Raw genomic sequence first — 12,058 nt, forward strand, 5'->3', positions numbered from 1 at the left:
CGGCGTGGGTGGGCGCCGGTCAGTGGGCGTTGCGTACGGCGAGGGCGCGGCGGAGGTCGTCGAGCTGGTCGGTGAGTTTGCGGCGCAGGGCCGGGGTGATCGCCGGGTTGTCGAGGGCTTGGTCGCCGAGGCGGATGCTGTCGGGGTCGACGGCGTGGGCGGGGAAGGCGTAGCGCCCGGCGGCTTCGGCGATGGCGGGGCCGCGGCGTGCGGCGAGTGCGATGACGTCGGGGTAGTAGCGGGCGACGTAGGGGTGGAGGAGTTCGGCCTGTTCGGGTTGCCAGAAGCCTTGCGCGGTGGCGGTGAAGAGGTAGTTGGACAGGGTGTCGTCGGTGAACATGGCTTGCCAGGCGGCTTTTTTGGCTTCGGGGGTGGGGAGGGCGGCGCGGCAGCGGGCGGCGCCTTCCTGGCCGGTGGCGCTGGGGTCCTTGTCGAGTTCGTGGGTGATGGCCGTGTCGTCGGTGGCGCCGAGGACGGCGAGGCGGGTGAGGATGCGCCAGCGGAGTTCGGGGTCGAGTTCGGGTCCGCCGGGGACGGTGCCTTCGCGGAGCCAGTCCTGGATGGCGTCGGGCTGGGTGGCGGCGTCGATGAAGTGGCGTACGGCGGTGAGGCGGAGGCCGGGGGCGGGGCTGTCGGGGCGGGTGCCGTCCTGGTGGGGTTCCCAGTCCTTGGGGGTGAGTCCTTCGGTGCGGCGAAGGAGGTCACGGCTGAGTGAGGTGAGGGTGGTCAGGGCGGTGGGCCGGTCCTGGGGCGGGAGGTAGCGGTCGGCGATGTGGGTGGCGGCGAAGCCGAGGACGCCTTGGACTAGGGCGAGGTCGGTTTCGTAGGGGAGGTGGGTGCGGGCGGCGGTGAGGTGGACGGTGGGGTGGAGTTCGCCGTCGCGGACCATGTCGCGGGCGGTGTTCCACAGGAGGGCGCGGGTGAGGGCGTCGGGGATGCCGGAGAGGTGGGTGAGGGCGGTGTTCCAGGAGTCGGGGTCGAGGCGGATCTTGGCGTAGGTGAGGTCGTTGTCGTTGGGGACGACGAGGTCGGGGCGTCGGCCGGGCTGGGTGGTGGGTGTGCCGTCCTGGGGGATGTCCAGGTCGAAGCGGCCGCGCAGGGTGAGGTGGTCGGCGCCGGTCTGGGTGTCGAGGCTGTGGTCGTAGGTGCCGACGGTGATGCGGTGGGGGCGGTTGCCGGCGTGGTCGATGGTGAGGTTCCAGCTGTTGCCGGTGTTCTCGACGTGAGCGGTGAGGGTGTCGATGCCGGTGGTGCGGAGCCAGGTGGCGGCCCAGGTGTGGACGTCGCGGTCGGTGGCGGTGGCGAGGTTGTCGATGAAGTCGGCGAGGGTGGCGTTGGCGAATTTGTGCCGGGCGAAGTGGGTGTTGATGCCGGCGAGGAAGTCCTTCTCGCCGAGCCAGGCGACGAGTTGGCGTAGTGCGGAGGCGCCCTTGGCGTAGGAGATGCCGTCGAAGTTGAGGAGTGCTGAGGCGGTGTCGGGGACGGCGTCGGGGTCGGGTGCGACGGGGTGGGTGGTGGAGCGCTGGTCGGCGTCGTAGCCCCAGCCCTTGCGGGAGACACCGAATTCGACCCAGGTGTCGGGGAATGGGGTCTCCCCTGCTCGGACGGAGGCTTCGGTGAGGGTCTGGTAGCCCATGTACTCGGCGAAGGACTCGTTGAGCCAGATGTCGTCCCACCAGGTGAGGGTGACGAGGTCGCCGAACCACATGTGGGCCATTTCGTGGGCGATGACCACGGCGCGGGTCTGGCGTTCGGTGTCGGTGACGGCGGAGCGGTAGATGAATTCGTCGCGGAAGGTGACGAGTCCGGGGTTCTCCATGGCACCGGCGTTGAATTCGGGGACGAATGCCTGGTCGTAGGAGTCGAAGGGGTAGGGCTCGTCGAATTTTTGGTGGTAGCGGTCGTAGCAGGCGCGGGTGATGTCGAGGATCTCGTCGGCGTCGGCGTCGAGGTGGGGGGCGAGGGAGCGGCGGCAGTGGATGCCGAAGGGGATGCCGGCGTGGTGGGTGGTGACGGAGTGCCAGGGGCCTGCGGCGACGGCGACGAGGTAGGTGGAGATGGGTGGTGTGGGGGCGATGGTCCAGCGGCCGTCGGTGGTCCGGGTGGTGGTGCCGTTGCCGAGGACGGTCCAGCCGGTGGGTGCGGTGACGGTGAGGTCGAACACGGACTTGAGGTCGGGCTGGTCGAAGGCGGCGAAGACGCGTTGGACGTCCTCCATGAAGAGCTGGGTGTAGACGTAGGTTTCGCCGTCGGCGGGGTCGGTGAAGCGGTGCATGCCTTCGCCGGTGCGGGAGTAGTGCATGGTGGCGTCGACGGTGAGTTCGTGGGTGCCTGGGGTGAGGTGGTCCAGGGGGTAGCGGTTGTCGTCGAGGCGTTCGGGGTCGAGGGGTTGTCCGTCGAGGCTGAGTGAGCGCAGGGTTTCCGGCTTGATCTCGACGAAGGTGTCTCCGGCCGTGTGGGCGGTGAACCGGATGGCGGTCCTGGAGTCGAAGGTCTCGTCGCCCGTGGTGAGGTCGAGGTCGACCGTGTAGCGGTGTACGTCGAGGAGCTGGGCGCGGGTCTGCGCTTCGTTGCGCGTCAGTACGGACATGGCGCCCATGCTGCCGTACGGGTAGGGGCTGTGCAGCGGCGTTCTCGCAGGGCTGACGGCCGGGGGGTGGGGTGTTCCGCTCGCCGGGTGTCAGCGCTCCCGTGCGGGGCCGGGGGTGCGTGGGAGGGCGTCGGCGCTCTCGCGGGGGGCCGGGTGCGCGGGGCCTGGATGGGTCGCGGGCCGGCGCGAGCGGGTCGGGCGCGCGTCGGGGACGGGCGGGTCGCGTCGCGCGGGCGGCATCGCTCGGGTGGGTGTGGCCTGCGGGGCCGGTGGGCGCCGGGCCGGTGCGGTCCGCTGATCCCGCGCGGGGCGCGGGCCGGGCCGCCGCGCCGGGGCCGACACGGCGGCGGTGGGTCAGGCGTCGGGGCCGGCGGTTTCCTCGGCGATGCGCTCGTGGTGGCGGATGACCTCGGCCACGATGAAGTTCAGCAGCTTCTCGGCGAAGGCGGGGTCCAGCCTGGCGCTCTCGGCGAGCTGGCGGAGCCGGGTGATCTGGCGGGCCTCGCGGGCCGGGTCGGCGGGCGGCAGGTGGTGTTCGGCCTTGAGGTGGCCGACCTGCTGGGTGGCCTTGAAGCGCTCGGCGAGCATGTGGACGACTGCGGCATCGATGTTGTCGATGCTCTCGCGGAGCCGGTTCAGTTCGGCGGTGACGTACGCGTCGGTGTTGCTCGTGGTCATGGTCAGCGAGCTTAGACGCACCGGTCGCGGGGTGGGCGACGGCGGGGTGGGGCCGGTGGGCGGACGTGGGTCCGGGGACGCCCGTCAGGAGGGCGCCCCCGGGTGGGTGGCGGGGTGGGCCGGGTCAGAGGGTGGCGGCGGCCGAGGCGATGGCGGAGGCGAAGGTCGACACCTGGGTGTAGACGCCGGGGTAGCCGGGCCGTGCGCAGCCCTCGCCCCAGCTGACGATGCCGACCTGGGTCCAGGCTCCGGCGTTGTCCTTGCGGAACATGGGGCCGCCGGAGTCGCCCTGGCAGGTGTCGACGCCGCCGGTGCTGACGTATCCGGCGCAGATCTCCTGGCTGGGTACGAGGTCGCTGCCGTAGGCCTGTTGGCAGGTGGCGTCGGAGACGTAGGGGACGGTGGCCTTGAGCAGGTAGCGCTGCTGGCCGCCGCCCTCGGTGGCGGCGCCCCAGCCGGCGATGGTGAAGGTGCCGGTGTCGTAGGCGGTGGTGGTGGCGATCTTCAGGGTGGGCTGGTTGATGGGCTGGGCGAGCTTGATCAGGGCCCAGTCCTTGCCGACGCCGTTGTAGCCGGGTGCCTGGAGGACCTTGGTGGAGCGGACCTTGACGGCGGAGGACGACTGGAGGTCGACGGCTCCGGCGGTGGCGGTGATGGAGGTGTTGTTGCCGGATCCGCTGACGCAGTGGGCGGCGGTGAGCACGATGTTCTGCTTGTAGAGGGCGCCGCCGCAGCCCATGGAGAGCCGGACCATGAAGGGGAATTCGCCCTGGGCCGCGCGGGTGCCGCCGACTACGGGGGCGGGGGCGGCGGAGGCGTTCGACGGCTGGAGGCTGATGGTGGCGAGGGCCACCGCGGCTATGACGGAACATCTCTTGAGCGTGCGCAGAAGTTGCTTCACGGGCTGTGCCTGCTTTCGTGTGGGGGTCGGCATGGGGGGCTGCTGCAGGCGTGCGGGTGTGCGTGTCCTGGTCAGGGGCGCGGACCGAGCAATTCTCGGCATGCTCCCGACAAGAACGATCCGATTATCGGGAAGCGTTCACCGCTGTCACAAGTCAGGGTTTCCGGCCAAGATCACCTCCCGGTGAACGGCCGGATTCACTCCGACCGGCCTAGAGTGAGGGTCCGTTGAGCGCCATTGATGGGGGTTCGGACGTGAGTGACGGCAGTAACGGCAGCGGCGGCGGTCCGGTCGTCCATGGCTTCCCGCATCTCGACGCGGTCCGGTCCGCGATCACCTCGCTCTACCGGCGTATCTCCCCCGACGGTGTGCACGCCTACGCCACGAGCCTCGCCCCGGCCGACGCCGCCTTCTCCGACGTGGACGACCTGTATCTCGGCGCCCAGCGGGTGGCCGGCGCCCTGGTCCGGCACCTGCGGCTGCCGCAGGCGCGTATCGTCGTGGGCTTCCGGCGGATGGAGCACGCCGCGAGCGTCGAACTCACCGCTGGACCCGAGTACTTCATCGAGCTGAACGACCGTTTCCGCACGCACCGCAGGGACATCGGGGCCGCGCTGGCGCACGAGATCACCCATGTGCTGCTGCACCGGCTGGGACTGGAGCTTCCCGGCACCCGCGACAACGAGATCCTCACGGACACGGTGACCGCCTACCTCGGCGCGGGCTGGCTGCTGCTGGACGCCTTCCGCCAGGACGCGGTCTCCAGCCAGAAGCTCGGCTATCTCACACCCGAGGAGTTCGGCTACGTGCTCGCCAAGCGTGCGCTGGCCTTCGGGGAGGACCCGTCCGTGTGGTTCACCAGCCCCCAGGCGTACACGGCGTACACCAAGGGCCGCGCCGAGGCCCTGCGCGACCTGCAGCGGCCACCGCTGAAGGCCGCGGGGTGGGCGGGCAGGCGCCGTTACGCCAAGGACCGCCGGTACGCCGGGGACCACTTGGGCAGCAGTGCCGGCCCGTCCGTTCCGTACGCCTTCGAGGGGGCCGCGGACGCGCTGCGGGTCTCCTTCGCCTGCCCCACCTGCCACCAGCGCGTCCGGGTCCCGGTCCGTGGCCGGACGCGCGCCCGGTGCGGGCTGTGCCGCACGGTCCTGGAGTGCGACACCTGAGGATCGTCCCTGCCCGGGGCGGCCCCAGGGCGGTGGGACTCCGGTAGGGCGGCACGGTGCCGGCAACGGGGTGGAATGGCGACGGGCAGCGCGAAGTCGATGCCTGGTCCGGGGTCCAGCGTGCTTGGGCCGCAGGGCCGCGCCGAAGGGAACTGACATGACGTCACTCCCGCGCCCCCGAAGACCTCGTTCCTGTTCCGGTCCTTAGGGTCGGTGTATGACAAATGGTCCGGTCGCCGGTGCGAGCAGCCTCTTCGAGGCGTTGTACGGCGATGAGAACGCCGTCGTACGGGCGCTTCGTGCGGGCGCCTCCGCCGAGTCGGCCGACGAGGAGGGGACGACCGCGTTGTATCTGGCGTCCGTGCAGGACCTGCCCAACGCGGTCCGGCTGCTCCTGGCCGCCGGCGCGGACCCGAACCGCGCGAGTGGCCCGGGGGCGGGCGATCTTCCGCTGTGCGGGGCGGCGTGCGGCGGCCACGTGGAGGCCGTCGAGGCGCTTCTGTCCGCCGGGGCCGAGCCCGATCTGAGCGAGGAGTTCGGCTTCACGGCGCTGCGCTGGGCGGCGGGCCTCGGCCACGCGCGGGTCGCGGAGGCCCTGCTCGCCCATGGTGCGGATCCGGATCTGACGGGCCCGCGGGGTGAGGTACCGCTGGTGGTCGCGGCCCGGAGGGGGTCGGTGCACACGGTGCGGGCCCTGCTCCGGCACGGCGCCCGCGACCTCTCCCCCGCGCTGGAGGAAGCCAGGCGCATGCTCACACTGGACGCGGAGCAGGAGTTGCGCGCGTCACTGCGTCGCTCGTACGGGGACGAGGGGCACGGGAGTCAGGTGCACCGCGACCCGGTGGACGGCGGGGTGACGGTCACGGTCGAACTGCTGCGGGACGGTCAGCCGTTCGCGTCCCAGGACCTGCAGACGGGGCACGGGGCGATCGCCACGCTCCTGGAGAACGAACTGGGCCTGCGGGCCCCGTTCGAGGAGCTGGCCGTCCGGGCGCTGCGGGGCGGTGACCCGGGGCTGGACAACTGGCTGGTGGCGGTGGGGACGCTGTGGCTGCGGGGCGACGAGGAGACGTTCCAGGCGGCGGCCGCCTGGACGGCGGGTGAGGATCCGCTGAGGCAGGCGTTCGGCGTGGACGTCCTGGCGCGGCTCGGCTTCCGTACCGGCGGCAGACCGTTCGCCGAACGGGCGATTCCGCTGCTGCGGGAGCTGACCCGGTCCGCGGCCCCGGCGCCGGCCGACGCGGCGGCCCGGGCGCTCGCCCAGTACGAGAGGGACGGGACGGACGGCGGGAGCCCTGGCGTGGACTGAGCACGATGGGCGGTCCTCGACGGCGCCGTGCTCGCTGCGGCCTGGTCATCGTGGGGTGCGGCAGCCCCGTGCCGTTCGGCCCGGTCAGGTGGGGCGGGCGGCCTCGTCGAGCAGGTAGCGGCGTTCGACCTGGTTGTCGGTCAGGGCAGCGGCCTCGCGGTACAGCGCCGTCGCGCCGGCCGCGTCACCTGTCATCTGCAGCAGGTGGGCACGCACCGCGCGTTCCCGCTGCCGGGTGAGAGGGTCCTGGTCCAGTCCGTGGCGCCGGTTGAGGTCGTCGAGCAGCGCCATCCCCCGGGCCGGCCCGTATGCCTGGGCGACCGCGACCACCCGGCTCAGCCGCACCGGAGCGGTCGGGGTGAGCCGTTCGAACCACAGGTACAGCATCGCGATCTGCGGCCAGTCCGTCCGCTCCGGCGTGACGGCCGCCGCGTGCAGGGCCGCGATCGCCGCCTGCAGTTGGTACGGGCCCGTCGCCCGCCGGCTCCAGACGCCGTCGATCAGCTGGGTGCCCTCGCGGATCAGATCGCGGTTCCAGCGCGTACGGTCCTGCTCCTCCAGGGGGACCAGCCCGCCGTCGTCGCCGATGCGGGCCGCGCGCCGCGACTCGGTGAGCAGCATCAGTGCCAGCAGGCCGGTCACCTCGGCGTCGTCCGGCACCGTGTCGCCGAGCATGCGGGTCAGCCGGATCGCCTCGCGGGTCAGGTCGACGCGGGAGAGTTCGTCGCCGGCGGACGCGGTGTAGCCCTCGTTGAAGATCAAGTAGAGCACCCGCATGACAGCGGCCATGCGGGTGTGCCGCTCGGCCGCGGTCGGGGCGGTGAAGCGGACGCCGTCCCTGGCCAACTGCTGTTTGGCGCGGCTGATCCGCGTCCCCAAGGTGGTCTCGGTCGTTCCGTGGGCGTGTGCGATCTCGGCGGTCGTGAGACCGCCGACCGCGCGCAGGGTGAGCGCCACCTGGGAGGCGGGGCTCAGCGCCGGGTGGCAGCAGAGCAGCAGCAGGGTGAGGCCGTCATCGGTCTCCTGGGCAGGACCTCCCCGGCGGTCCTGCTCCTGCATGGCCAGTTCGGCCATGCCGACTTCCTGCTCGCGGCGGCGACGTGCCTGTTCGGAGCGGAGCAGGTCGACCATCCGCCGGTAGCCGACCCGGATCAGCCAGCTGCGCGGGTTCTCGGGCACGCCGTCGGCCGGCCACGTCCGGCCGGCCGCCAGCAGTGCCTCCTGTACCGCGTCCTCCGCGATGTCGAAGCGGCCGAAGCGTCGTACCAACGCGCCGAGCACCTGCGGCGCTTCGGTGCGGAGCAGGGGTTCGACGTCCGTGGCCGTTCCCGGTCCGTCGTTCATCGGCCGGTGTGGCGCGCTGTTCGCGCCGGGCCCCGTGGAGGACGGCCGGTCATGCCGTGAAGTCCTCTCCCATGATCGGCCGGACCTCGATCGGCTCGCCCAGCACCTCCACGATCCGCGAGGCGATCTCCATGGCCCGTTCCCGGCCGGCCACGTCGATGACGGCGAAGCTGGCCAGGACCTCCTTGAGTTCGGCGAACGGCCCGTCGGTCAGCGTCACGCCGTCCGTCGTCCGCTTCACCGTGGTGCTGACCGCCGGGTGGCCCAGGCCCTCGGTGCCGACGAGCTCTCCGGTTTCGAGCAGTTCCTTCTCGAGTCTCTGGTACGCGGCGAAGGCGGCCAGCGCCTCCTCCGTCGGGGTATCGGCGGTCGCGGCGTCCCAGGCTGCGGCTGACGTGTATCCGAGCAGCAGGTACTTCACGGGTCCCCTCCGGTGTGCTTGGCGATGATAGGTCAGCGCGCGCGGCGCAGGGAGAGAGCGAGGGTGGTCGTCCAGGCGAAGGCGACCAGACCGTTCACGGCGACCTGGACGCTCATGTGGTCGGGAGAGATGGGCAGTACCAGCACGAGCGCGGTGGCGCCACTGAGTACGGCCGGGAGGACGGCTCGGTGCCGTACGCACCGCACGGTGAGCACGACCGCGGCGACGGCCAGGGCGCTGTAGGCGGCGACGGCCGAGGCGGAGTGCGCGACGCTGTGCCAGGACATCCGGGCGATGGGCCGGTCCGGCGTACCGACCGGGAAGCCGTTCTCCGGGTCCATGGGGAACAGGCCGGAGGCGATCAGGCCGAGGCCGAAGGCGCCGACGAGGATCGGCAGCGCTCGCCGTCCGCGCCCCTCGGTGAGGGTGCGTCTGATGCCGACGGCCAGGGCGAGGGTGCCGAGGCCCGCGAGGACGAAGGTCGAGATCTGGATCCAGCCGGCACCGCCGGTGGCGAGCTGACTGATCGGGTGCCTGGTGATGTCGAAGCCCTCGCGGGTGGCCATCTGGATGGTGGCCGAAGCGAAGAACACCGGTCCGGCGAGCGCTCCGGCGATCAGCATGCGATCCGAGCGCCGGACGACGTCGGCGGTGGCGGTGGCGGTGGCGGTGGATGCCATGACTTCCTCCCTGGTGGTCTGCCCGCTACCTCGTGGCCGGCTCCGGGATCTCGACACCTCCGCGACGTGATCCACATCACATGGGGAGGGTGTCGAGAACGGGCCGTCGGCTTCGAGGTGTCCGCGAGAACCCACCAAGGAGGACGAGATGGCTGAGACCCGAGAACCCAGCACCGAACTGAAGGCCCTGGACCGCCTGGTCGGCACCTGGGCGGTGACCGGCGGCGCCGAGGGAACCGTGCGGTACGAGTGGATGCCCGGCCGGTTCTTCCTGAGCCAGCACGTCGCACTGACCCAGTTCGGCGAGTCGGTCAGCGGCCTGGAGCTGATCGGGAACCTTCGCCCGTTCGGCGAGCCGACGGGCGCGGACGTGGTGTCGCGGTTCTACGACTCGAACGGAAACACCTTCGACTACGTCTACGAACTGGACGGAGACAAGCTCACCATCTGGGCCGGGGCGAAGGGCGGTCCGGCCTACTACGAAGGCACCTTCGGCGCCGACGGCGACACGGTGACCGGCGACTGGGTCTACCCCGGCGGGGGCGGATACGCGTCGACCATGACCAGGACCTGAGATCGGCCCGGGCCGTCGCGGATCGGACGGCCCGGCCGTGACCGGTGGTTTCGGGCGGACCGCCGCCGCGCCGCGGGCGGATCCCGGCGGCATCGCGCCGGGAGAACGGGTGGAGGTGACACTCGGGACCGCGAGATCGTCCCCGGCCGGGTTTCCGGCACGTCCGGGTCGTCCCCACGGGGGCGCGCCCCGGCTGTGAGGACGCGCGGGGTGCGGTGACCGGCGGAACCGGTCACCGCACCCCGGGGGTCACGCTGCCCGTCGGCCGCGGCCGGGAGCGCTGCCGCGCCCCGTACCGCCGGCCCGGCCGGAACCGGCGGTACGGGCGGATCCGCCCGTACCGCCGCCCGCACCACCACGCGTGCCGCCGCCCGCACCACCGCGGGCCGCGCCCCCGGCGCCGCCCTGTGCGGCGCCCGAGCCCGCGCCCGTTCCGCCGCGTCGGCCGCGGCCTCGGCTGCCCGAGCGGAAGGATCCGCCGGCCGCGGAGCCGGAGCCCTGGCCGCCGCGCGTGCGCGGCTTGGGCTGTGCCGGCTGCGGTACCTCGATGACGATCGCAACGCCGGACGGCTCACGGGCACCGGTGATGCGGCTGAGCTCCTCGTCGCTGGACTTGATGCGGGTGGTGCGCGGCGCGATGCCCGCGTCCTGCATCAGCCGGGTCATGTCCCGCTTCTCGTCGGGCAGCACCAGCGTGACGACGCTGCCGGACTCCCCGGCGCGCGCGGTGCGCCCGCCGCGGTGGAGGTAGTCCTTGTGGTCGGTCGGCGGGTCCACGTTGACGACCAGGTCCAGGTCGTCGATGTGGATGCCGCGGGCCGCCACGTTCGTCGCGACGAGTGCGGTGACCTGGCCGTTCTTGAACTGGTCCAGGGTCCGGTTGCGCTGCGGCTGGGACCGGCCGCCGTGCAGGGCGGCGGCCCGTACGCCGCTGGCGAGGAGCCGCTTGGCGAAGCGGTCGGCAGCACGCTTGGTGTCCACGAACATGATCACGCGGCCTTCACGGGCGGCGATCCGGGTGGCGACGGCCTTCTTGTCCGTCTCGTCGACCACGTGCAGCACATGGTGCTCCATGGTGGTGACGGCACCGGCCGACGGGTCGACCGAGTGCACGACGGGGTCGGTGAGGAACATTTTGACCAGCCGGTCGATGTTCTTGTCGAGGGTCGCGGAGAAGAGCATCCGCTGCCCGCCCGGCTCGACCTGCTTGAGCAGCGCGACGACCTGCGGCATGAAGCCCATGTCGGCCATCTGGTCGGCCTCGTCGAGGACGGTGATCGACACCTGGTCGAGTCGGCAGTCGCCCCGCTCGATGAGGTCCTTGAGCCGGCCCGGCGTCGCGACGAGGACTTCGGCGCCTCGGCGGAGCGCTCCGGACTGCCGGCTGATCGACATGCCGCCGACGACGGTGGCCACCCGGAGGTTCACGGCGGTGGCGTACGGGGTCAGCGCGTCCGTGACCTGCTGGGCCAGCTCGCGGGTGGGGACGAGCACGAGTGCCAGCGGGGCGTGCGGCTCGGAGCGGCGTCCCGCGGTGCGGGCGAGCAGGGCGAGGCCGAAGGCCAGGGTCTTGCCCGAGCCGGTGCGGCCACGGCCGAGGATGTCCCGGCCGGCCAGCGAGTTCGGCAGGGTGGCGCCCTGGATGGGGAAGGGGTCGGTCACGTCCTGTGCGGCGAGGGTCTTCAGCAGCGCGGCGGGCATGTCCAGGTCGGCGAACGCGTCGACGGCGGGCAGTGCGGGGGTCAGGGTCTCCGGCAGGGCGAACTCGCCGCCCTGGGCGGGCGCGGTCCTGCGGCGGGCCGGTGCCTTGCCGGATCCTCGGTTGTTCGCCTGTGCCCGGTCCGTGCCGCGCCCCTTTATCGGGCGGTTGCGGGTCGGTCGGTCCTGGCGTTCGGAGCGGGTCATACGGAATTGCCCTCCTGGGGGATTCCTGGGATTACTGCCGACTGCTGCGGACTGCTTGATGTGCGCCCCAGGATGCATGCACAGAGCAGGTGTCCCGGTGGCGGAGCCGGACCGGGAATGGTCGAGTCGGAAACAGCACAAACCGGGGCCCGCACCTTCACGGTGCGGGCCCCGGTTGCGAGGTACGCGTCCGGCAATTAGGCCGGGACGATGTTCTCCGCCTGCGGGCCCTTCTGGCCCTGCGTGACGTCGAAGGAGACCTTCTGGCCCTCCTGGAGCTCACGGAAGCCCTGGGTGGCGATGTTGGAGTAGTGGGCGAAGACGTCGGCGCCGCCGCCGTCCTGCTCGATGAAGCCGAAGCCCTTTTCCGAGTTGAACCACTTCACGGTTCCAGTAGCCATGTCATTCTCCTAAAAGAGGTGCAGTGCCGGAAATCCGCACTTTACGAATTCCAAGTCGCCGCATTGAGCCCCATCCGGAGAAAGCCGGA

The 12,058-nt window shown here is 71.8% G+C and carries 11 protein-coding genes; 3 read left to right on the forward strand and 8 right to left on the reverse strand.

Annotated elements, in window-relative coordinates:
- Window positions 1-19 precede the first annotated feature (19 nt).
- From pepN to JOC24_RS08690, 3 genes are all read right to left on the reverse strand, one after another.
- A complete protein-coding gene (gene pepN / locus JOC24_RS08680) occupies window positions 20-2,590 on the reverse strand; it encodes an aminopeptidase N (RefSeq protein WP_205019545.1) in 2,571 nt (856 codons plus the stop codon).
- Between the two features lie 354 nt (window positions 2,591-2,944).
- Window positions 2,945-3,268 (reverse strand): chorismate mutase, encoded by a 324-nt coding sequence (locus tag JOC24_RS08685; RefSeq protein WP_205019546.1) that lies wholly within the window; start codon window positions 3,266-3,268, stop codon window positions 2,945-2,947.
- A 124-nt stretch (window positions 3,269-3,392) separates the two neighbouring features.
- The gene (locus JOC24_RS08690) at window positions 3,393-4,169 is read right to left on the reverse strand and encodes a S1 family peptidase (RefSeq protein ID WP_205019547.1); all 777 of its coding nucleotides are present in this window, start codon (window positions 4,167-4,169) and stop codon (window positions 3,393-3,395) included.
- Window positions 4,170-4,423: 254 nt separating this feature from the next.
- Here JOC24_RS08690 and JOC24_RS08695 point away from each other — a divergent pair, with 254 nt between their 5' ends.
- Both JOC24_RS08695 and JOC24_RS08700 read left to right on the forward strand, forming a co-directional pair.
- Window positions 4,424-5,335, forward strand: a complete 912-nt coding sequence (locus JOC24_RS08695; RefSeq protein WP_205019548.1) for a hypothetical protein — start codon at window positions 4,424-4,426, stop codon at window positions 5,333-5,335.
- A 217-nt stretch (window positions 5,336-5,552) separates the two neighbouring features.
- On the forward strand, window positions 5,553-6,644 hold the full coding sequence (locus JOC24_RS08700; protein WP_205019549.1) for an ankyrin repeat domain-containing protein: 1,092 nt from the start codon (window positions 5,553-5,555) through the stop codon (window positions 6,642-6,644).
- A gap of 84 nt (window positions 6,645-6,728) precedes the next feature.
- Here JOC24_RS08700 and JOC24_RS08705 read toward each other — a convergent pair whose 3' ends face one another.
- Genes JOC24_RS08705 through JOC24_RS08715 form a run of 3 tightly spaced genes read right to left on the reverse strand, consistent with a single transcriptional unit; the run spans window position 6,729 to window position 9,089 of the window.
- Entirely contained in the window at window positions 6,729-7,988 is a 1,260-nt protein-coding gene (locus JOC24_RS08705) for an RNA polymerase sigma factor (RefSeq protein WP_205019550.1), read from the reverse strand.
- A 49-nt stretch (window positions 7,989-8,037) separates the two neighbouring features.
- Window positions 8,038-8,409, reverse strand: coding sequence for a YciI family protein (locus JOC24_RS08710; RefSeq protein ID WP_205019551.1), 372 nt, complete (start codon window positions 8,407-8,409; stop codon window positions 8,038-8,040).
- 32 nt (window positions 8,410-8,441) lie between these two features.
- Window positions 8,442-9,089 carry a DUF998 domain-containing protein gene (locus JOC24_RS08715; RefSeq protein ID WP_205019552.1) on the reverse strand — a complete coding sequence of 216 codons (648 nt, stop codon included), beginning with the start codon at window positions 9,087-9,089 and terminating at the stop codon, window positions 8,442-8,444.
- A gap of 148 nt (window positions 9,090-9,237) precedes the next feature.
- Here JOC24_RS08715 and JOC24_RS08720 point away from each other — a divergent pair, with 148 nt between their 5' ends.
- Window positions 9,238-9,663: a hypothetical protein gene (locus JOC24_RS08720; RefSeq protein WP_205019553.1), complete on the forward strand. Its 426-nt coding sequence runs from the start codon at window positions 9,238-9,240 to the stop codon at window positions 9,661-9,663.
- Window positions 9,664-9,912: 249 nt separating this feature from the next.
- Here JOC24_RS08720 and JOC24_RS08725 read toward each other — a convergent pair whose 3' ends face one another.
- Together JOC24_RS08725 and JOC24_RS08730 are read right to left on the reverse strand one after the other, a co-directional pair.
- Window positions 9,913-11,568, reverse strand: a complete 1,656-nt coding sequence (locus tag JOC24_RS08725; RefSeq protein ID WP_205019554.1) for a DEAD/DEAH box helicase — start codon at window positions 11,566-11,568, stop codon at window positions 9,913-9,915.
- A 197-nt stretch (window positions 11,569-11,765) separates the two neighbouring features.
- The gene (locus JOC24_RS08730) at window positions 11,766-11,969 is read right to left on the reverse strand and encodes a cold-shock protein (protein ID WP_015607926.1); all 204 of its coding nucleotides are present in this window, start codon (window positions 11,967-11,969) and stop codon (window positions 11,766-11,768) included.
- Window positions 11,970-12,058 lie beyond the last annotated feature (89 nt).

Origin of the sequence: Streptomyces sp. HB132 (assembly GCF_016909575.1) — a bacterium.
GTDB lineage: Bacteria > Actinomycetota > Actinomycetes > Streptomycetales > Streptomycetaceae > Streptomyces.

What these genes read in the sequence shown, in the direction of transcription:
- JOC24_RS08700 (WP_205019549.1), top strand. Translation starts at nt 5,553, where the DNA reads ATGACAAATGGTCCGGTCGCCGGTGCGAGCAGCCTCTTCGAGGCGTTG.
- JOC24_RS08705 (WP_205019550.1), bottom strand. Translation starts at nt 7,988, where the DNA reads ATGAACGACGGACCGGGAACGGCCACGGACGTCGAACCCCTGCTCCGC.
- JOC24_RS08730 (WP_015607926.1), bottom strand. Translation starts at nt 11,969, where the DNA reads ATGGCTACTGGAACCGTGAAGTGGTTCAACTCGGAAAAGGGCTTCGGC.
- JOC24_RS08725 (WP_205019554.1), bottom strand. Translation starts at nt 11,568, where the DNA reads ATGACCCGCTCCGAACGCCAGGACCGACCGACCCGCAACCGCCCGATA.
- pepN (WP_205019545.1), bottom strand. Translation starts at nt 2,590, where the DNA reads ATGTCCGTACTGACGCGCAACGAAGCGCAGACCCGCGCCCAGCTCCTC.
- JOC24_RS08720 (WP_205019553.1), top strand. Translation starts at nt 9,238, where the DNA reads ATGGCTGAGACCCGAGAACCCAGCACCGAACTGAAGGCCCTGGACCGC.
- JOC24_RS08685 (WP_205019546.1), bottom strand. Translation starts at nt 3,268, where the DNA reads ATGACCACGAGCAACACCGACGCGTACGTCACCGCCGAACTGAACCGG.
- JOC24_RS08715 (WP_205019552.1), bottom strand. Translation starts at nt 9,089, where the DNA reads ATGGCATCCACCGCCACCGCCACCGCCACCGCCGACGTCGTCCGGCGC.